This window comes from Tamlana flava, assembly GCF_041287255.1.
Lineage (GTDB): Bacteria > Bacteroidota > Bacteroidia > Flavobacteriales > Flavobacteriaceae > Tamlana > Tamlana flava.
Map to the genome: position 1 here is coordinate 440,296 of NZ_JBGGTX010000001.1, position 22,005 is coordinate 462,300.

11 protein-coding genes are annotated in these 22,005 nt (G+C 38.2%); 4 read left to right on the plus strand and 7 right to left on the minus strand.

All coding sequences use genetic code 11. The features are described 5' to 3' along the window. Positions 1-8: 8 nt before the first annotated feature. A complete protein-coding gene (locus ACB104_RS01830) occupies positions 9-1,670 on the minus strand; it encodes a fatty acid CoA ligase family protein (RefSeq protein WP_370476572.1) in 1,662 nt (553 codons plus the stop codon). Then, on the minus strand, positions 1,663-2,559 hold the full coding sequence (locus ACB104_RS01835; RefSeq protein WP_370476573.1) for an alpha/beta fold hydrolase: 897 nt from the start codon (positions 2,557-2,559) through the stop codon (positions 1,663-1,665). Before ACB104_RS01835 ends, ACB104_RS01830 begins: the two co-directional genes overlap by 8 nt. Before the next feature lie 142 nt (positions 2,560-2,701). Here ACB104_RS01835 and ACB104_RS01840 point away from each other — a divergent pair, with 142 nt between their 5' ends. Then, positions 2,702-3,784, plus strand: coding sequence for a sulfotransferase family protein (locus tag ACB104_RS01840; protein WP_370476574.1), 1,083 nt, complete (start codon positions 2,702-2,704; stop codon positions 3,782-3,784). Here the strand turns inward: ACB104_RS01840 and ACB104_RS01845 are convergent. Genes ACB104_RS01845 through ACB104_RS01865 form a run of 5 tightly spaced genes read right to left on the minus strand, consistent with a single transcriptional unit; the run spans position 3,765 to position 16,823 of the window. Further along, entirely contained in the window at positions 3,765-4,898 is a 1,134-nt protein-coding gene (locus ACB104_RS01845) for a fatty acid desaturase family protein (RefSeq protein WP_370476575.1), read from the minus strand. The two genes, ACB104_RS01840 and ACB104_RS01845, sit on opposite strands and share 20 nt — an antisense overlap. Positions 4,899-4,900: 2 nt before the next feature. Then, positions 4,901-8,119, minus strand: coding sequence for a non-ribosomal peptide synthetase (locus ACB104_RS01850; RefSeq protein ID WP_370476576.1), 3,219 nt, complete (start codon positions 8,117-8,119; stop codon positions 4,901-4,903). 1 nt (position 8,120) lies between these two features. Next, positions 8,121-13,784, minus strand: a complete 5,664-nt coding sequence (locus ACB104_RS01855; RefSeq protein ID WP_370476577.1) for an SDR family NAD(P)-dependent oxidoreductase — start codon at positions 13,782-13,784, stop codon at positions 8,121-8,123. Positions 13,785-13,813: 29 nt separating this feature from the next. Further along, positions 13,814-15,124, minus strand: coding sequence for an LLM class flavin-dependent oxidoreductase (locus tag ACB104_RS01860; RefSeq protein WP_370476578.1), 1,311 nt, complete (start codon positions 15,122-15,124; stop codon positions 13,814-13,816). Positions 15,125-15,140: 16 nt separating this feature from the next. Further along, positions 15,141-16,823 (minus strand): fatty acyl-AMP ligase, encoded by a 1,683-nt coding sequence (locus ACB104_RS01865; RefSeq protein ID WP_370476579.1) that lies wholly within the window; start codon positions 16,821-16,823, stop codon positions 15,141-15,143. Positions 16,824-17,141: 318 nt separating this feature from the next. Here ACB104_RS01865 and ACB104_RS01870 point away from each other — a divergent pair, with 318 nt between their 5' ends. Genes ACB104_RS01870 through ACB104_RS01880 form a run of 3 tightly spaced genes read left to right on the plus strand, consistent with a single transcriptional unit; the run spans position 17,142 to position 22,004 of the window. Further along, positions 17,142-18,632, plus strand: a complete 1,491-nt coding sequence (locus ACB104_RS01870) for a hypothetical protein (RefSeq protein ID WP_370476580.1) — start codon at positions 17,142-17,144, stop codon at positions 18,630-18,632. 26 nt (positions 18,633-18,658) lie between these two features. Further along, positions 18,659-20,635, plus strand: a complete 1,977-nt coding sequence (locus tag ACB104_RS01875; protein WP_370476581.1) for a 3-oxoacyl-[acyl-carrier-protein] synthase III C-terminal domain-containing protein — start codon at positions 18,659-18,661, stop codon at positions 20,633-20,635. A gap of 13 nt (positions 20,636-20,648) precedes the next feature. Beyond that, a complete protein-coding gene (locus ACB104_RS01880) occupies positions 20,649-22,004 on the plus strand; it encodes a cytochrome P450 (RefSeq protein ID WP_370476582.1) in 1,356 nt (451 codons plus the stop codon). The last annotated feature ends 1 nt before the right edge of the window (position 22,005 follow it).

Genomic DNA, 22,005 nt, shown 5'->3' on the forward strand with positions numbered 1-22,005 from the left:
TTGATCGATTATAATCTTGAAGCCGCCCATTTGGCTAACTTTTCTCTAAATATTTTTGCATTATGTCTTTTGTCAACTGGAAATGAAGGGTGAAAAAGAAATGCCTTAACATTCAAATTATTTTGCAATGCGCATTCAGTAAGATCGATTTTAATTTCTTCAAGATTAGGATTAATCACCTCCTTATCAACTTCAACACATAATACAGCCTCCCTGTTTACACTAACGAGGGCGGTTCGGTAAACCATGGGGTGCTGATTAAATATGGTTTCGCATTGCACCGAATACAATTCTCTGTCTTCAGTCCGGACTCTGTGAGCTTTTCGTCCACAATACCATACGTTGCCGGTTTCATCACGGTATCCAAGATCACCCATTCTATGATAAAACCCATTCTTGGTCATGATCTTGGCGAGCCTTGTTTCGACTTCCCTGTTATAGTATGCTTTCGTAACATTTGGGCCTTTAACTACGATCTCCCCTACTTCTCCGAAATCGAGTTCCAAATCATTAGACCAGCTCGCTATAACATCATCAGTTATCTTAATAATCTTCAACTCAATGTTTTTAACCGGTTTTCCAATGCAAATTCCACCACCTTTAATACTGCGCATTCTTATGTTTTCCATAAGCAGGTAATCGGATCCGACGCAAGTGACTGGCATAACCTCAGTGGCTCCGTATGGCGTATAAATATGAATACCATCGTTAAGCAATTTTGAAAATCTCCTTAAGGCTTTTTCAGGCACCGGAGCACCGGCTGTTATCACTCTTTTTAAAGAGGGAAGTTCATATTTTTTCATTTCAGCATAACGACCAACCCTGTCAATCAGAGCAGGAGAACCAAACATATTGGTTATGTTAAATTGCCTAATTGTGGCAATGATTTTTTTTGGATCAACACTAGCTGGTCTGGTAGCATCCATATCAGGAATAATTGTACTGACACCAACAACGGGATTGAACAAGGCGAAAGGTGGAAAGGTCGGGAGATCAATTTCTCCGGATTCCATTCCAAAAGTGCTGCTGATACCTTTTACCTGATGCATGAAATTCCCGTAAGTATAAGACACGCCCTTTGATATACCCGTTGAGCCACTTGTAAACAAAATAGCGGCCAAATCATTTTCTGCAGCCTGAAAACTTTCCAGAAAACCATCAGAGTTCTCGGCAATTGATCTTCCGGATTTCATAATTTTATTAAAAGGAAGACCGCCATAAAATAATCCAGGACCAATGGAAACCTTCTTTCTAATGCTTTTTTTTCCCCAACCAAATACAACTCTAGCAATATGTGCCTTACTAATTCCAATAAATCCTACCGGATTCGCTTCCTTAATGCATTTCTTGAGGTTTGTAATTCCAATTCCCGGGTCAATAAGAACGGGAACGACTCCGATATGCATGAAAGCAAAACAAAGAGTAAAAAAATTAATACTGGGCGGCACCATCAACACCACGCGGTCTCCTTTCTTAAATCCATGTTTAAGCAATCCCCGAGAGACTATATCAACTTCAGTGGCAAGTTCTCTGAAATTCATATTCCGATATGGAATTATACCATCAATAGGAATAGGGTCTCCCGGACTTTTTGGTTCTGCGATGGCCAGAATATCCGGTTGAGTAACGGCATTTTCAAAAATTGAAGTGACAATGTTGCAATTAGTCATCAGTATTCTTCAAAAAATCAGTGATTAATAGTCCTACTTCCTCTTGGGCATCTTCGAGAATATAATGCCCACAATCTTCGAAACGATTTATCTGAGCTGAGGGTAAGTATTCGATCCATTTATTGAGAAAATGAATATCAAAGACCAGATCTCTTAGTCCCCAGACAATCAGAACAGGATTTTTCTTAAAAAGATGAAGATGATCCTGAACATCTTGAATATAGTCATAACCAGGGTCTCCACGCTTCAAAGGTATATCCTCTACAAAACGCATGATACCGATACGATTTTTCCAAGAATCATAAGGAGCCGTATATCCCGCTTTAACTTGACGTGACATTTTTATTCTTTTTACACCAATTCGTGTTGAACCGACATTGAAAGCATTAAAACCCCTTACAGCTATTCTGCCAACAAATGAGCGCGCCAATCTCAGCATAAAAGGAAGCTTCTTACCCTCAGGCAGATGAAACGCAGCGGTGTTCGAAAGCACGATTCTTTTGATTTGCTTTGAATGATGACGTGCATAGCTCATCCCGATGATTCCGCCCCAATCGTGAACGATCATGGTAATATTTTCTGTGATCCCAATCATAATCAAAAATTCTTCAAGATCTTTCACACGCTGTTCTAATGTATATGTGTATTGCGAATCACTTGGCTTATCAGACAGCCCCATCCCGATATGATCTGGTGCAATACACCGATAACCAGTTCTGAGCTTTTTTATAAGTTCCCTGTAGTAGAAAGACCATGACGGATTTCCGTGCAACATCAACAGCGGATATCCGTTACCTTCATCTAAATAATGAAGACGGTGCCCATTAATGGTGACGAACCGACTCTTGAAGGGATATAGATCCTGACTTACCTTTTTCCTAAATGACATTGTTAAGAGAATAGTTTATAACGCAATTTATAAAAATAGTTGAAATACCTTAATCTTAGTCGGATTTGAATGTAAAAAAGACGTAGTTTAGTTTTTTCTAATAAATGATTTTAATTTTAAGGATAACCAATTCATTTAATTCATGAGTAGCCTTTTCCCAATCCCGATTATCATATTTATAAAAATTATAGCTAAAAATGGTGGTGTTAGTTTAAGAGGGATTAGGAATCTCCCGGCATGGCTTATAAAAACAATAGTATTCGAGCCTTTTCGATGGGTTGAATTATTATTTAACAGTAAGATTAGACGGCATCAAATAGAAAAAGACCCTATTTTCATTCTGGGATTCTATCGAAGTGGAACGTCCTTCACCCATGAATTCCTATCCCAGGATCACCGATTTGGGTATCACACGAATTACCAGATGATACTGCCGGAAATAATGATAAGTACGGAGTGGTTCCTCGCACCTTTTCTCGATTTTATCTGCCGCTTGTTCAAGATTCAAGATCCGGTTCACAGAATTCGAATGTCGTTTAAGTATCCAGGCGAAGAAGATGGAACAATGACTACGGGCCTGAATCCCAGAGGGGCACAATGGGGTTATTTTTTTCCGAGAATAATGATGAAGCATTTTCGTAAATATGTACTATTTGAGAACTTAGATGACAAGGAAAGTAAAGCCTGGACGGACGATATGTTGTTCCTGCATAAAAAAATATCGTTTATCAATAAAGGAAAACAGCTCATTTTAAAAAGCCCACCAAACACAGCTAGAATCAAACTCCTATTAGCTAATTATCCCAATGCTAAATTTATATTTATTCACCGCAATCCTTACGATGTATACGCATCTAACAAAAGGTTTTGGAAAGTGACTCACAGAATATATGCACTCGGCGAGTTCAAGGATGTAGATATAAATAGAATCATCTTTGAAACCTATTCTTCCATGATGGATAGATATTTAGAAGAAAAGACTTTAATTCCAGATGGAAATCTCGTTGAGTTGTCTTTTGATGAAATGATGAAGTCACCACTGGAAACAATGGAAAACGTATATAAATCCTTAAAATTAGAGGATTTTGATGTTATTAAAAACAAAATTAAGGACTATCTCAGAAAACAGAAGAGTTTTATTCGTCTAAAACATGAGTTGCCTATCGTAGAAAAAACTTTGGTCAAAGAGAAACTGATGCCTTACATTAAACACTGGAACTATTGATCTTTAATTTTGTTTCAAGCGCATCATGACTTCCTAACCTGATTAAAAAATCCTGATGACTTCTAATGGCTCCAAAGAATGTCTTTTCATAGTAAGGGAGATCATACTTTTCAGTTATTTCCTTTACCAAGACGGAGATTTTCCTTAAATGTACGTGGCAGATATCTGGAAATAAATGATGCTCGATCTGATAGTTAAGTCCTCCGGTAAACCAGGTAATCAACTTACTATCGGTAGCAAAATTTGCAGTAGTATTCAGCTGATGTGCCGCCCAATTTGAATTGATTTGTCCTTTCTTTCCTGGGGAGTCAATACTAACTTCAGTTATCTTGTGTGAGAGTTGAAAGGTAACTGACCATATAAATCCACAAATAATATGCATTGTTAAAAAACCAAAGATGGTGAACAACCATGGTTGTTCACTAAAGGCAATCGGAATTCCTAAAAAAAATATGAAATACATGGTCTTTGAAAAAATAAGGAAAATAAGTGCCTGTATGTACTTGGTATTTTGTGTTTTAAGTAAATCCTTCGACTTGTAACCAGATAATTTAATAAAGTCCTTTCTTGTAGCCCATGACGATGTAAACAACCCATATAATAGCCATGCATAATAATGTTGATAGCGATGAATCTTCATTCGGTTCTGATCTGGAGAAAATCTTAAAATGGGTATTACATCAAGGTCCTCATCCTGCTCAGGAATATTGGTGTATACATGATGCAATACATTATGCTGAATCCTCCAGACCAATGAACTTCCTCCAATTAATATCATTAAATGCGAAAGCGCCTTGTTTACCCTCTTTTTAGTTGAATAATTTCCATGATTTGCATCATGACCAATTATAAAACCAATACCAGCCATGGCAATTCCCATAATAATCCAGGAAAAAAAAGCAATTATAGCATTTGTGAAGGCATTAAATACAATGGCAAAATATGGGATTACATATAGCATAAGTATGACCAAAGTTTTTACCACCATCTCCCTATTGGCCTTTCTTGATAAGTTGTTCTGATTAAAATAGGTATTTACCTTGGCTCGTAATTCACCCATTAACCCGTCCCTGCCATCTGAATTGAATTTTATCTCGGAATATAAACTACTCATTATTACATTTTGGTTGATTGAATAAATTTACTTAATTCTGCAATAGTTTGATACTCAAAAAGATTTTCGACATTAATTCTATAACCGAACATGTTAGCCTTAGTAACAACCTGAATAGTCTGAATTGAAGCCCCACCGAGATCAAAAAAATTGTCATGAATACCAATTTCATCAATCTCTAAAACATTTTGCCAGATTCTGGCTAGGATCTTCTCCTCTTCATTGACTGGAGATGCATATCTTGATAGGTCAATCGTATATCCAGGTCTGGGAAGCGCTTTCCGGTCAATTTTTCCACTTGGGGTGAGCGGTAAGATATCAATCTCAATAAAATACGACGGAATCATGTATGGGGGTAGTTTAGCCTTAAGATATTGTTTTATTTCTTCCTCTGTCAGAGATTGGTTTTCACCTGTTACATAATATACTACCAGTTTTAATGTGCCATTTTGTTCTTCATACGTTACCGTCACCCCATTACTGATCCCAGGGATAGAAGATACGATTGAAGAAATTTCTCCCAGTTCAATTCGGTTACCGCTTATCTTTACCTGATCATCAGAGCGCCCTAAAAGCTTTATAGTACGATTCGATAGCAAGCGTGCATTATCTCCTGTCCGATATAGGCACGCTTCTCCAATCTGAATAAATCTGCTGTATACAAACTTTTCCTTGGTTAATTCGGCGTTATTCAGGTATCCAACTGCCAGGCCGTCACCACCTATAAATAATTCACCTGTAATACCAGGAGGAAGTGGTTGCAAATGCTTATCGAGTATATAAAGCTGGGTGTTGTTTATTGGGTGACCAATAGTTATATTTTCATCATTCTTGTTAATTTTACAAACTGAGGACCATATTGTGGTTTCAGTCGGACCATACATGTTCCAGAGTGATTCTGAACGTTTCAACAGGTCCAGTGCAAGTTGTCGAGTTAGCACATCACCTCCACATAAGGCTTTCATGTCATTTTTGCCTGCCCAGCCTGACTCTACTAAAAGCTGCCAGTAAACCGGTGTTGCCTGCATGATACTTACCTTATGTTCTTCAAGGGCCGCAGTTATCAGATCAGGGTCATTTATCATTTCTTCACTAGCCATAACCACCGTAGCTCCCGATATCAAGGGAAGAAAAAGTTCGAGTATCGAAATATCGAATGAGATGTTCGTGACTGCCAATAAAACATCATTCTTATTAATTCCGGGTAGGGAACGCATTGAAATCAGAAAGTTAACAAGAGAGTAGTGATTAATCATTACACCTTTTGGCTCACCAGTCGATCCGGAGGTATAAATAATATAGGCCAGATTGGAATCATCACCAGAACCTTTCAGGTCAATATTTCCTGTATTTGTAGTAAATGGGATCTGTTGCGCGTGAACTATGGTCACATCATTTTCCGGGATAAACAGATTATTATTATTCGTTACCAAAAAATTTATATCGGCATCTTGAAGTATATATCCAATACGCTCATTTGGATATGATATGTGAATAGGAACGTATACCCCACCTGCCTTATGTATACCAATGATTGTTTCAACAATCTCATTGGATCGGTGCATAAGAACTCCAACACCCATACCAGGTTTTAGACCAAGTTCCCGGAGATATCTCCCAATCCTATTAGCCTTGGAATTTAGTTCTTGATAGGACAGCTTGTTCTGACCATATATCAGGGCTAATTTATCTGGATTAATATGTACTTGTTCTTCGAACAGCTCATACATTTTTTTGCTATATGGAAAATCCATATTATTCTTACTGAATTCATGGATAAGTTCTTTCTCCTCAGATCTGGAGACCAGAGGGATCATGGAAACAGAAATTTCAGGATCTTTGATAATATGCTCTAAAACAGTTTGAAAAGATTTGAATAGCCTAGTTATGGTTGCTTCCTTAAATAGATCTCTATTGAATTCAACCATTGCCTGACACTGGCCATCAACCATAGTCAACATCAAGGTTAGATCAAACTGGGAAACTCCTCTATCAATATCGACGAATGAACACTGAATATCCAACAAATCGAGTACAGGTTTTGGTGAATTCTGTAAATTAAAAAGAACCTGAAATAATGGTGTCCGGCTTAGATCCCTTTTTGGCTTGAGTTCTTCAACTAGTTTTTCAAAAGGTAAATTACTGTGTGCTAAAGCATCCGAGGTGACCTCTTTCATGTGCTTTAACAACATTCTAAAACTTAAGGAACCATCAATCTCAAGACGCAAAACAAGAATATTAATAAAAACACCTATCAATTCTTCCAACTCCATCAAATTTCGATTTGCGACCGGAGTCCCAATTAAAATTTCATCCTGATTGCTATATCTGTGCAAAACAATATAAAAAGCACTCAACAGAGTCATGAACAAGGTAACATTCTCTCGCTTACTAAGTTGTTCAAGTTCGCCAGTAAGTTCTTTGCTTAAAACAAAATTATAGGTACTACCATCGTAAGATTGTCGCGGGTTCCGGGTCTTGTCGGTCGGAAAATCAAGAACCGGTAAATCGCCTTTAAGTTGCGTTTTCCAGTAATCGAGTTCCCTTTTCCAATTGATCATCTGCTGCTCTGATGTTTGCCAGCTTGCGTAATCATAATACTGGATTGGTAAATTATCAAGCTCAATTGGTTTATTTATTTTAAAGCCGTTATATAATGACATGAGTTCTTTTAGAAACACTCCTAATGACCAGCCATCAGCTATTGTGTGATGAATAACGATAAGAAAATAATGCAGTTCAATATCAAGTTTATATAGTTTTAATCTTATAAGGGGCGCCTGATTTAAATTGAAGGGTTTTAATACTTCGTTTTGAACTAATGCTATCGCTTCTTCAACTAAAATTTGTTGATCTCTATTTCCCATTTCGATAACGGGAATCGAAAGTCCTAGAATTTTTAACAAAGTAGCGGTCGGCATTCCCTTATCCATTATAAATTGGGTTCTCAGTACTTCATGCCGTTCCATAATTTGATTCGCACTCGATGTCAGATAATCAATGTTGAGATCACCCTTCAACTCTAAAAGCACAGACAGATTATTTACCGCAGTATGTCTGTCCAATAACTCAAGGAATAACTGTCTCTGCTGAGGAAATGAAAGTTGTATTGATTCCTTATCAATTCTCAACGGAATCTGAATGGTGTTTTTATTGGCATGCTTGCCCTTTAACCATTTTTCCAATAATAATTTTTTAGCCGGAGAAAGTTCCTTACTCATGTCATTTATCTTTTTTTAAAAGGTGACTTTGAGCCTCTTCCTCACTCATCGCTTCAATCTGTTTGATAATTTCCATTTCAATCATCTCGGCAATTCGTTCTATTGTGAAATATTGGAATGCATCTTTGGGATCTATATCAATTCCATAGGTTTTTCTTACCTTCGATAGTATCTGAGCTGCAAGAACTGAATCTCCTCCGAGTTCAAAAAAGGAATCATGAATTCCAACTCGATCTATATGAAGTGTTTGCTGCCACAACTTGACCATTTTATGTTCAATTTCATTCTTAGGTGCAACATATTTGTGGTTCAGTTTTGGTCGGGCATAAAGTTTAGCCACGTGCGTATCACTTTCTCTGACATTTTTGAAAAAAGGCATTGCTGCTGCTAGGGGGTACAATTCAAGCAGATATTTGAGATCAAAAGGAAGTACTGTAATCTGAGGCAACGACTCCTTAAGAAGCAAATCTAAAACTTCAAAACCCTGATCAATTTTAATCATTTTAACCAAGTGCTCGGTTGATTTGCCTTGATCAATCATTTTTTCAGTGGCTTCAACTGCCAGACCCACATCTGCCCATGGTCCCCAGTTAATACTAATAGCCGGTAGTCCTATAGTCCTGCGATAATGAGCCAAACAATCGAGATAGGTGCTTGCGGCAGAATAATTTCCCTGACCAGGAGACCCTAAAACCGATACCGCAGAGGAATACAAAATGAAAAAATCAAGATCCAGTTGCAATGTACTTTCATGTAAATTCCAGGAACCTTCAACCTTGGGCTGCATCACCCTTTTCATCTGAATTGTGCTTATATCAAGCAAAGGTGCGTCATCAAGGACTCCAGCAGCATGAATGATCCCCTTTAATTGTGGAAGTGATGCATTGATCTCCTCAATTAGCAATTCAACCTCCTTTTTCTCCCTTACATCCACTTGTCTGATCATAATATGAACCCCTGATTCCATAAAATATTCAATAACTGCTTTTGAGGATTCAGACAATTCAGTTCTTGAAACCAGAATTAAATTCTTCGCCCCTTTTTTAACAAGCCACTTCGCGGTCTCTAATCCCAGACTCCCAAGACCTCCTGTGATTAAGTAAGAGTGTTCAGCTTTGATACTTTTCTCCGGAATGTCTTCAATTGGTTTAAGATAGAAAGGAAAAATACGCTGAACGTAACTTTGTCCTAATCTGAAGCATATCTGATCTTCTTTATCATCTAATAATATCCTGTTTCTGAGTGATCTAACTGAATCTTCGATTGAAGAATCCGGATCGAGGTCAATACGAACACATTTTAATTCAGGAATTTCAAAACCAACGGTCTTACACAAGCCCCATAACGTTGACTGCTCAAGATTAACTTGAAAATCAGAACCTGAGGCATGGACGCCTTGACTCACCATCCATAGATTAGGAGACCCCTTAAATTGTCTTGATAGCGCCTGTACAAGATGTAGAATACTATAGCATCCCAAATCATATAGCAGGTTCTTTGGATTTTCTGATTCTTCCCATGTCGGAATAGAAAGACTCCAGAGATGAACAATTCCAAATAATGGTGAATTTGCAGTGACAATTGCTTTTTCAATTAAATCTTGCAGAAAAGATTCATTCTCATATTCATTGAGCTGCTCGATAACCTCCTTGGCATACAACATTTGACAATGATCGCCATTCGATTCAAGCATAGACTTCAAATTATCTCCATAACCTTGATCATCAGAAAGAATTAACCAGTTTCTTTTTTCCTTAACCAGATTTGATAATGCAGACTTTATGTCCTCCTTTACCCAATCTGTAGTATAGAACCAAATATCATCCTTAAAGATACCTTTGGACTTTAATTTTCTTATTCGTTTCAGAACAAGACCTTGAATTTGAGCAATCAACCTAAAATCCTGATCAAATATATTGAAATCAGCTTCAATCATATCGGTATTCGGTCCGTTACTAGCCATAATGATCACCTCAGTCCATAACGAATGTGAGGGTTGCCCGTAATACAATATTTTCTTAGATGAAACCGGTAAATAAAGATCATTATTCAATACGCTCATCTCCGAACCAGCAATAACCTGCAAACAGGAATCAAGCAGGGCTGGATGGAAACGATATTCATCACTGTTGCAGTGCAATGATTGCAGCAGTTCAGTGCTACCTATTATTTTACCATCACTCTCCCAAACACCCTGCACTCCTCTTAAATTAGGACCATAATCTAAACCTCGTTCAGCCATAGAGTTGTAAAATTCACTCCCATTTGAAAGTTGATGGCACTTCTCTATAACCTCTTCACTGAGTTTAGGGTAATCTGATTTAAAATCACTTCTTGATTTTTCAATGGAGGCAGAAGCATTTAGGGTCCAACTACTATCATCAGACCGGCTGTGAATCTGCAAATTATAGGCCCCATTTTTATCAGGGGACATCGAAATCTGAAGCGTATAATCTATTTCACTATTTAGTATTAGGTTCTCTATAAAAGAAACGTCAACCAGAATATGAGATTCAGATAATCCCAGTTCATGTATACATTGAAGTCCAATTTCTATGTAACCAGAAGCCGGGAAGATCACGTTCTCGAATATTATATGATCTTTCAGGTAGTTTATGCAATCTGTATTGATAGTATTCTGCCATATAAAATTATCCGGTGCAATCGCCAAACTTATCCGACTACCAAGAAAAGGATGGGTGTTCTTATCAAGAGAAGAATAGGCTCTCATTCTTCCCTTATAATCAATCCAGAACCGTTCATGATTCCAGGTAACAGGTGGTAACTTGACATATACGTTTGATTTGCCGTAAAATGTATCCCATTCTATTGAAAATCCTGCAATGTAAAGGGATGAAATGGTTCTCATAAATACTTCAAGTTCACCTTCCTCCCTCCTTAAAGTAGGGAGAAGAGAGATCTCAGCACCTGACTGATTAGCGGATTGTTGTATGGAACCCAGTAATACGGGATGAGGCCCTATTTCGATGAAAACCGAATGCTCATCCTTTATCAATAAATCGATCGTATCGTAAAAAAGTACAGGTGCCCTGAGATTAAAAAACCAGTAGTCTGAATCAAATTGTAGATCTGAACCTTCAGAACCAGTTACTGACGAATAAATAGGTATTACAGGGGGTTGAGGACGAATTTCCTTCAGAGCGCCGATCATGTCATCCTTGAGAATATCTATTTGCGGACTATGGGATGCTACATTAACTTTTACGAGTTTACAAAAGAGGTTCTTCTGTTCCAGTTTTTCCATTATCTCCTGCATCTTATAAGGATCACCAGATAAAACCGTGGAATTTGGTCCGTTAACTGCAGCAACAGAGATTGCATTCTCATATCCTTCCAGGCATTTAGCCGCTTGTTCCGGCGTTAATTCAGTGATCATCATGCATCCCTTTTCTTCCAATTTGGTCAGCATTTCACTTCTTGTGCAGACAATTTTCACAGCTTCCTCAAGGGATAGGATTCCAGATATATGAGCGGCTGCCACCTCACCCATACTATGTCCAACTACTGCATCCGGTTCAATTCCCAATGATTTCAAAAGGTCTACTAATGCCACCTGAATGGCAAAAATAGCAGGCTGAATTCTATCTATTTGGTTGACTACTCCTTTAGTTGTGTCGTCAAGAAGAACATCCAGCACAGACCAGCCATAAAATTCCTGAATGATAAAACTGACTTGTTTTATGCTTTCATAAAATAATGGCTCAAGTTCTATAAGTTCTCGACCCATTCCTAACCAATGCCCACCTTGTCCAGAGAAAACGAATACAATTTTTGGTAGTTGATCGGGTGTCAAGCCCTCCTGCATGTTAAAATGTGGCTCTTCATTTAAATAATCCCGCAAACGATCAACCATTTCATCATGTGAACTTCCCATTGCTATTAGCCTGTGATTAGAAGAACTGCGCCTCTTGCACGCCGCAAGGCAAATTTCCTTTAAGGGAAAATCTGAATCCGAAATGATTAAATCCAACATATTATTTACCAAGGAGTTTAGGCTGTGCTCATCCTTTGCTGAAATTGGAAGAACATGAATTTTTCCTCCTGAACTCAAATCTCGTTTTGATTCCTTTTTAATCGAAGGGTTAAATTCAGTTACCACTAGATGCACATTAGAACCTCCAAATCCGAAAGAGCTGACCCCTGCCGTTAAGGGTTTTGAAGAATCGGGCCATGTCCCTAATTCATCATTGACACTCAGGTTCAAATTGTCAAAATCGACATGCGGATTTGGATTTTGGAAATTTAAGCTCGGTGGAATAGACCTGTTCTGAATAGACAAAACAACTTTTATTAATCCTGCTATACCTGCTGCTGCTTCAAGATGTCCGATATTGGTTTTAACCGACCCAATTTGACATTTACCATTTGAATGTTCCTTTCCAATCACATTACCAATTGCAGTGGCTTCAATAGAATCACCTAATAAAGTCCCTGTACCATGTGCCTCTATATACTGAACTTCACTAGGATGAACCCGTGCATTTTTATATGCTTCCTTCAGCATTAGTTCCTGTGATATCTGATTGGGAGCCATTAATCCGTTTGTTCTTCCATCCTGATTCATTGCACTTCCCCGAATAACAGCGTATACTTTATTTCCATCTGCCAAAGCTTCAGTCAACGACTTAAGAAGGACAAGCCCAACTCCTTCTCCTCTAACATACCCATTCGCACTAGCATCAAAAGTCTTACATTTTCCATCTGGTGCCAAAACACCGGCTTTAGTAAATGCTATAGAATGAGCTGGTGATAAAATCAGATTAGCACCACCAACCAATGCCATTTTACTTTCACCAGACCTGATACTGTGACACGCTATATGGCAAGCTGCTAACGATGAAGAGCAGGCAGTATCTATAGCCATACTCGGGCCACGCAAATTATAATAGTAGGAAATCCTGTTTGCAGCTATTGATAATGCAGAGCCTGTTCCCGATAGATTGGAAATCCTTAAGGGGTCATCCAACTGGAACTTGCTGTATTCATTAACAGAGATTCCAATAAATACACCTGTCCTGGTATCCGCTATTTCATCCTTGGTTAATCCTGCATCATCAAGTGTCTCGAAAGAGAGTTCCATTAGCAATCGCTGCTGAGGATCCATGTCTTTGGCCTCTTTTGGTGATATTCCAAAGAAGAACGGATCGAATTGATCAATATCATCCATAAAACCACCCCAGCTGGAAACCGATTTTCCCGGTGTTGAAGGATCGTGATGATAAAATGCGTCTTTATCCCATCTCTTTGATGGAACTTCAGAAATCTTATCAACTCCATTTCTAAGAAGATCCCAAAATTCGTCTGGATTATTGGCCCCTGGAAATCTGCAGCCCATTCCTATTATAGCAATGGGCTCATCTGTTTCCCTTAGGGGTTTTTCTATTTGGTTATCGGGTAAATTATCGTTTGATAAATATTCAGTCAATGTTGCAATATCTGGGTATTCATATGCCAGGGTTGGTGATAGCCTACGCCCTAGAAATTGCTCAAGTTCTCCGGACAGTGAAACGACGTCAACAGAGGAAAGACCATATTCATTGAAGGGCTTATGTATATCTATTTTACCTGGCGTTAGATCGATTATTTTTGCGATCTCGGTAATTAACCAATTCTGAATTTGTCTTGTATTGTGAACAGGTTTCATTTTGCCGTTTTGAAGTCCTTGAATTCGATTTAACTTTTCTTATTCCGTTTTCCTCCGGTTTGTAATTGCCATAATGAAGTCATGCCCGGTCGTCTGTCTAGATTAGAATTAGCAGTTTCAGCACTCATTTTGTTCCAGATAAGTGGATATGCCTCGATTGGTGCTAAGGCGTCATGAAGTCCTGATCTATTTACCCGGCTGTTTGCATCTTCAATAAACGTCTCTAACTCCTTATACTTGTCTCTCTCTCTGATAATTTCCCTTTCCTTGAATTCCGGAAGTACTTCTTTACCAAAAAGTTCTAGGGATTCACAGATATGTTCATGCTTATAAGCACCACACTGGTGAAGAAGTATTAATTGATCTACACCTGCTTTCTCTAGTTCGCGAAAATTTTCAATCAACTGTTTAGGGGTCCCAATTCCAGTCATCCCGGCTTTTTTACGTTCAAGCTCCAGTCTTTTATCTGCATTACAAGGTCTCTCCTTAAACTGTTGCCATAAATTGGTCTTAGATGGTGTGTGAGTCCCATCTCGCCAAAAATGACCTAGTCCATAAGCAAAAAACTGTGCTCCTTCATATCCGCGCTCAATCGCTCTTTCAGCATCATTATCGCACATAAATCCAGTAAGCATAGCCACATTAGGATTTACACTTTGGCCTATCGGGTTGCATTCATTCTTAAATGTCGAGTAATATTCATCAACCCAGAATTTAGCCTCTCCAGAATTAATAAAAGCAAACGTCAAGGCTCCGATACCTAATTGAGCCGAAAGCTTCAAGCTATCTCGATTAGAACAAGCCGCCCAAATAGGGGGATGCGGTTTTTGAATGGGTTTTGGAACCAGATTTCTTTGAGGCATCGAAAAAAATTTTCCTTTATAGCCTGGATATGGATTCATACTTATCATCCTAGCGGTTTCCCTCAATGATTCTGCCCACATCGGACGTTTATCAACGAAATCTATCCCGAATCCCTCTAACTCAATTCTTGAACCTGATTCTCCGGAACCCCACTCAACACGTCCATTACTTAAAATATCCAAAGTGGCAAGTCGTTCGGCTATTCTTGCCGGATGATTATATTTGGGTGACATAAGCACAATACCATGGCCTAAACGTATATTCTTGGTGCGCTGACTGCATGCAGCTAAAAATACCTCTGGTGCTGATGAATGACTGTATTCTTCAAGGAAATGATGCTCCTGAGCCCATACATAGTCAATACCGATACGATCGGCTAACTCTGCTTGCTCTAAGGCATCATGAAACAGTTTGGCCTCATCCCCTTCATTCCAAGGTCGTGGTAGCTGTAAATCTATAAAGATTCCGAATTTCATAATCGAGAAATTTAATTTAGTTAGTCAAATATTTCTTTTTACATTCATGATATTTAATCTTGCCACTCGTAGTTCTTGGAATAAAACCTAGCGGAACGGTCCTTATGTCGGCAACAGAAAGTCCGAACTCCCCGGATATTGAATTTCTTATTGCAGTAGTGAGGTCATTCATATTGAAATTGGAATTACGACGAATTTCAGCCAAGATAATGATTTGTTCTCTACCTTCGTCCTCGATTGAAAACGCAGCACAACCCAAAGGCTGAACAGCAAAATGTGAGTTTTGAACTACGCGCTCAATATCATGCGGATAAAAATTCTTTCCGTCAATGATAATGAGACTTTTCATTCTGCCCGTAACATAAAGTTCACCATCCGCTTTAAATCCGAGATCCCCGGTACGCAAAAAGGGGCCTTCATCTGTTCCATTTATATATCCTTTAAAGGCATATTCCGATTCTGTAACATTGTTCCAGTAACCTTTAGCTACTGAAGGACCTTTTAACCATATTTCCCCGATTTCATTCTCTGAACAATTTTGGCAGGATTCCGGATTAACTATTTTTATTTCATGTTTGTCTATACATCGTCCGCAACTCACTAATGTTTGCAGGTCCTTTTCGTTAATGGAACTGAACTCGACTTCATTTCTCTCAAGTCCTCTTCTGCCAATCCTTGCCGTTCCAGACGAACTCAACTTTGAATCAGCAGCCACCATTAAAGTAGCCTCTGCCAGACCATAGCAGGGTATAAATGCAGTTTCCCGAAAACCAGCTGAGCTGAAATATTTCTTAAACCGATTCAATGTGGAAACGTTAATCGGCTCAGCTCCATTAATTGCAATTTCCAAACTGCTGAGGTCGAGTTCGTCTCTCTGCTCAGGCTTTACCTTTTTCAGGCATAGTTCGTAAGCGGAATTAGGAGCACCCGTTGTCAGGGCCTTGTATTTGGAGATTGCCTGAAGCCAGCGTATAGGCCTTTGTAAAAATAACAGATGAGGAATCAATGTAACCGTAAATCCACTGTACAATGGCTGCAATATCCCACCGATCAAACCCATATCGTGAAAAGGGGGAAGCCAAAAAACGGATTCATTTTTCTCAGTTAAATCCATTGATCTTTCAATGGCCTCAAGGTTACTTAACAGATTATTATGGGATAGCATTACCCCTTTTGGGGTGTAAGTAGATCCGGAAGTATATTGAAGCAAGGCGAGATCCTCTCCAGATACGTTGGGGCGTTCCCATAAATTGGAGCTATCATCAATATCATCACCGACTATTACAAAATGGATCCCTTCAAACTTTCTAACAATTTCTGGGTTGTGTTTAATTATGCTATGTAGCTTAGAATCCACAATTACAACGGAAGGATTAGCATCTTTAATTACCCTAAGTGTTGCATTAAGAGTCCTTTCAATTCTGGCGAAATGAGGAGGTGGTACCGGAATGGAAATATTTCCAGCATATAAGGTTCCAAAAAAGGAGGAAATAAAATCAAGTCCAGCCGGAACCAGTAGCAAGACTCGTTCTCCTGGAGAAGTTCTCCGTTGAAGTTCAGAAGCAATGGATTTTGAACGCTGATCAAGTTGTCGGAAGGTCATTGTATGTTCATGAGACTCCCCATCCTTTAGAAACCTGTAAACTAACTTATCCGGCTGATATTTCGCCCTCATGAGAACCACATCAACTAAGGTCATACATGAATCTGTTAAACTTTTCCTTTCCGATTGTACATTCATATAAGGATTTTGATTATCGACCGAATAATCTAATCGAGCATAAGAATAATTTAATTGTGGTACACCAAAAATTTTAACAAATCTGACAGTTACCACCCTATTTAACACTCGACACTTAACGTATGAAGACGAATATTAATTTTTACTCTGTCGACATTAAGAGCATCAGTATAAGGTTATATTATAAAACTCTTTATTTCAGAGAAAATTAATGAAAATTAATGAAAATTAATACCTTTAAGAGAAAAATCGATCTGATCAATTTAAAATGATCTTATGTTCGATCAAATTAAGCTTGATAAAACGGACCGAACTTTTTACAGTATGCCTAAAAAAAACATAATAAAAGGACGACCAGATTATTATCTGACTCCAACTAGAGATTTCACTCGTTATGTCAAGGATTGTGAGGGAAAATACTGGAATAAAGAAACGTCTTTTGACTGGAGTCAGGATGTCAAAGAAAACCTGTATGAAAATGTTGAAAGCCTTAACTATGAAGAATTATACCGGATTTCCTTTTTAGTGCTTCCCATGATTCAGGAATCAATTCGAAATAAGATTGAGGATATCAAAGAGGGTAGTTTCTTATTTTCTGAGGACGCCCTTAAGGATTTATCAGATTGCATTGGACCTCGACCTCTTAATGAATCTGTTGATAGTATTCTTAGACTTTATGCCCCGCTCCAGGAAAAGCGACTTCTGGTTCGAACACTCAATGATAAATTGGATATTCTGCAAAATGAACTGATGGATTTGACTGAACTTAAACGGTTAGGGATGATAAAAATCGGTGTAGAGGCGAAATACATAGAGTCAGATTCTCAAAGAAATGAATTGGACTCACTGTTGCATACTAAATCAGTTGAAGTAGATCAGACTCTGCGAAAATATAAGTATCAAAAAGCAGAATACAAAGCAGAATTAAAAGAATTGAAAAATTCGGTCAGAGCTGAGCAGTTAAAAAAAGAACCCTTTCTTTTAAATGCCTTGGAACGAACTGAAGCATTTATTGAGGGGATATTAAAGGAGAAAGAATTACCAAAAGATTCAAAGGATCTAGATGTCTTAAGAGACCTTATTGTTAAAAGACAACTTCGAGGATTAAAGGATATCGCTAATCATGCATTGGTTGTCGAACAAAGTGCGATAGCACCACTTACTATGGGGATAGTCCATTATAAGCGTTATAGGGAAATCCAGGAGGCTTTGACGACTTTTATCAATGATGAAGCCAAACACTCTGCTACATTCCGTCGTTTTTTGGCGGAAAAGTTAAACGCAAAAGAATTTATTTCTTCCCAACTTATTGAAGGCGCAAAAAAATATATGTGGGTTGCCCGTTACGCACCAGGTGTAGGAATGTTTCTGGCTGTGATAATCGAGGCGATCGGCGCCTCCTATTTGGAGTTTTTCAGCCGAGATGAAATTATGCCGGATAAGCTATTTCGCAACATTAGTAAGACTATTTCTGTTAACGACGAGACCAGACACATGGATCTATGTGTAGAAATTTACAATGAACTCTTTCGAACAGGAAGTAAATGGGAGAGAATTCGTAATAATTTAGCCCTAAAACGAATTATGAAATCAGTTTACGGAGATAAACATGACGATCATCATCTCATTCAGGCATTCAAGTCTTTTGGAGTAGAATCTGATTTACTATATAATCATGTCCTAACATGCCTTAGTCAACAATTATCAAGGATTGGTGTTTATGTTACTTCCGAAAAACTCATGAAATATATAGTGCGCACAAATTAGATTCATATCATTAGATGACTGAAAAAATGAATACAGTAATTGAAAGCCTAGGTGTTTATTATCCTCAAAGGTCCTGTTCAACCGAAGATGTTCTAAATGGATGTGAAACGCCTATTCGTTTTCCTTTAGAAAAAATTACCGGTATTAAGAGTCGAGGTATGGCCGGAACAGAAGAGTTCTCGATACATTTATCCATAAATGCCGTAAAAGAATGCCTAAGTAGGTCCAAATACTCACCAAAGGACATTGATCTGTTGATTTGCTGTAATATATCAAGAGTAGACGGTCCTGGTCATCTCACATTTGAGCCAAGCACATCAGTCAGATTAAGGAATCATTTCGGATTTGAAAACGCAATGGTATTTGATATTGCCAATGCTTGTGCAGGGATGTTTACTGGAATCTATCTTGTCGATAATCTGATTAAGTCTGGTGCTATAGCCAGGGGAATTGTGGTTAGCGGAGAATACATTACTCATCTAACATTGACGGCTCAAAAAGAAATTGAGAACTTCATGGATTCTAAAATGGCTTGTTTGACTTTAGGAGATGCAGGTGCAGCCGTTTTGCTGGAAGAAGGAGACAATAATGATGTTGGTTTTCAGGCAATGCAATTCCATACCTTTGGTCGTTATAGTCCGTATTGTATAGCAAAGGAGGCCAAAAGCGGCGGGTGGATAATGCTGACAGATTCAGTCAATCTTACAGAAGCAGGAATAAAGACTGGAATAGCGTTCGCCATATCGACGCTTGAAAAAGCAGATTGGTCGGCTGCAGAATGTGATCATTTAATTATGCATCAGACTTCTAAAATGACTCTCGACAGTGCAAAGAAAGAGATTAATAAAATTCTCAATGGTGATTATTTTCACGATGGCAATACGGTTATTAACCTGAAAAATCGAGGTAATACTGCCTCTACATCTCATTTTGTGGCCCTCGCAGATCGCTTGTCTTCAGGCAGTGTAGAAAAGGGAGACAAAGTGGTTTTCAGCATAACAGCTTCAGGATTGACCGTGGGGGCTGCCTTATATACATTCGATGATCTGCCTAATAAATTTATAAATAAACCAGAAGAAAAATCTTCTTTTCAACGATTAATTGATAATAAGGTTTCAGATCCTGTTCCTTTAGGAATGGTAGTTGAGAGTATCGGAATTGCAGATAAAGAAGCAAATGTTAAGGATACACTGGACTTATTGCAGACAGCAGCATTAAAATGTCTCAATAATTCGAATCTTAAAGGCAATGATATAGAATTATTAATTTTCTGCGGGGTTTATAGAAGTGAATATCTGCTTGAGCCTGCGATGGCAGCCTTGCTGGCTGGAAAACTTGAGATGAATGCTTCGAGTTATCAGAATGAAGATAAATCAACTTTTGCGTTTGATATTTTTAACGGAACGGTGGGCTTTATGAATGCCTTATTCATGGTACAGAACTTTTTTTTATCAGGTCAATATAAAACCGCTATGATAGTAGCATCTGAAATTGAAAATAATGCCGTCAATTTCCCGGATACTCAGATTGGATTACGAGAAACTGCATCTGCCATTATTTTAAAAAATAGTTCGCAAATTAAAAAAGGGTTCTCGAAATTTCACTTTGAGTATTTTACAGATGCCATTAATACTTACACCTCATATGCAAAACCATCACCAGTAGATCTTTTCCTTAAAATCACTAAATCACTTCATCTCGAAGATATATACCAGGAAGCTATATTGAAAAGTGTGGACAAACTGCTAGCCAAATCAGGGTTAGTTATTGATGAATTCGACATCATTATCCCTCCGCAATTCTGTTCAAAATTTATTGAGAGGCTAAGAACTAAACTTAATGTTCCAAGAGAGAAGATGTTCGATATCGCAGAAGGTGTGGATCTGTTTACGTCAACGATTCCGTTTGCGTTAAAGGAAGTTAATACTAAGGATGGCGATCTAGGACTAATTATTACTGTTGGTTCTGGAATCCAGGTTGGATGTGCAATCTATCATTTCTAATTACTGAACTTTAATGAAATCAGCTAAATCATCGAAATTACCTCCAGGACCTAAATCTAAGGTTCCATTCGGGAATGTTTTTGGTTTCAGGAAAGATAGTCTTCAGTTCCTTAGAAATATAGCCAACGAATATGGCGACATCGTACATTTTCGTATGGGGCCACTTCGTGTTGTTTTACTTAATCACCCGGATCCCATAAAGGAGATTCTCACGTCGCGACATTCAAATTTCGTTAAAGGAAGGCCTCTTGAAATGGCCAAAGAATTACTTGGGGAGGGATTATTGAGTAGTGAAGGCCTGTTTCACAAGAAACAATCAAGAATTATTCAACCCGCATTTCATATGCGAATGATGGAATTGTATGTTCCTGCAATGGTCGAATATTCAGAACGAATTATGAATAGCTGGAGAGATGGACAGGAAATTAACATTCTTCCGGAAATGATAAGGATGAGTACAGGAATTGCAGGGAAAACCATGTTCAATGTCGATATTGAAAAGGATGCACCTGAAATAAATGATGCATTGGAGGATATAATGGGTTTGTTTGGTCGTATTACAATGCCCTTTTCCGAATATTTGCTTAAATTACCTTTTCCCAGTACCAAAAAATTCTATAAAGCAAGGGAGAGACTTGATGAGACTATTTACAAAATTATTGAAGATCGCAAATGCAATATGCTTGATAATGGTGATTTGCTTTCGTTGCTGTTAAAAGCTCAACTTGAAGATGATAGTAGTTCAAGATTAAATGATCGGCAAATACGTGATGAAGCACTCACATTGCTGCTAACAGCTTTTGACACGACCTCCTTAGCTATAACCTGGACATGGTATCTGTTATCTCAACATCCTGATATTTATAATAAATTAGTTGGAGAATTAGATCGTATTTTGGATGGTAGATATCCGACTTTAGAGGATTATTCAGATTTGAAGTATACTAAAATGGTGTTTGAAGAATCATTAAGAATTTATCCTCCAATCTACATTATTGCCCGTGAATCGATAAATGAATTTAAAATTGGAGATTATATCATTCCCAAGAGAACCATTGTATTAGTGAGTCCTTACCTGATTCATCATGATTCCAGGTTTCACCGCAATCCTGAAAAATTTGACCCAACATCCTTAGCCGATCGGATCGAAAAAAGCAATTCAAAGTATGAATATTTTCCATTCAGTGTGGGGCCGCGCTCCTGTATTGGGCAGCACTATGCCATGCTTGAAGGTGTTTTTGTTCTCGCGTCGATTGCTCAAAGATGGAAAATGGAATGTTTACCCGGACAAAAAATTGAATTAGAACAGTTGCTAAACCTTCGTCCAAAGAACGGAATACGAATGCGACTCAAGAAACGAGGAATTTAAT

Excerpts from the sequence above, each read along its gene's own strand:
- ACB104_RS01845 (WP_370476575.1), bottom strand. The coding sequence starts at position 4,898 with ATGAGTAGTTTATATTCCGAGATAAAATTCAATTCAGATGGCAGGGAC.
- ACB104_RS01860 (WP_370476578.1), bottom strand. The coding sequence starts at position 15,124 with ATGAAATTCGGAATCTTTATAGATTTACAGCTACCACGACCTTGGAAT.
- ACB104_RS01855 (WP_370476577.1), bottom strand. The coding sequence starts at position 13,784 with ATGAAACCTGTTCACAATACAAGACAAATTCAGAATTGGTTAATTACC.
- ACB104_RS01880 (WP_370476582.1), top strand. The coding sequence starts at position 20,649 with ATGAAATCAGCTAAATCATCGAAATTACCTCCAGGACCTAAATCTAAG.
- ACB104_RS01870 (WP_370476580.1), top strand. The coding sequence starts at position 17,142 with ATGTTCGATCAAATTAAGCTTGATAAAACGGACCGAACTTTTTACAGT.
- ACB104_RS01875 (WP_370476581.1), top strand. The coding sequence starts at position 18,659 with ATGAATACAGTAATTGAAAGCCTAGGTGTTTATTATCCTCAAAGGTCC.
- ACB104_RS01865 (WP_370476579.1), bottom strand. The coding sequence starts at position 16,823 with ATGACCTTAGTTGATGTGGTTCTCATGAGGGCGAAATATCAGCCGGAT.
- ACB104_RS01850 (WP_370476576.1), bottom strand. The coding sequence starts at position 8,119 with ATGAGTAAGGAACTTTCTCCGGCTAAAAAATTATTATTGGAAAAATGG.
- ACB104_RS01840 (WP_370476574.1), top strand. The coding sequence starts at position 2,702 with ATGAGTAGCCTTTTCCCAATCCCGATTATCATATTTATAAAAATTATA.
- ACB104_RS01835 (WP_370476573.1), bottom strand. The coding sequence starts at position 2,559 with ATGTCATTTAGGAAAAAGGTAAGTCAGGATCTATATCCCTTCAAGAGT.
- ACB104_RS01830 (WP_370476572.1), bottom strand. The coding sequence starts at position 1,670 with ATGACTAATTGCAACATTGTCACTTCAATTTTTGAAAATGCCGTTACT.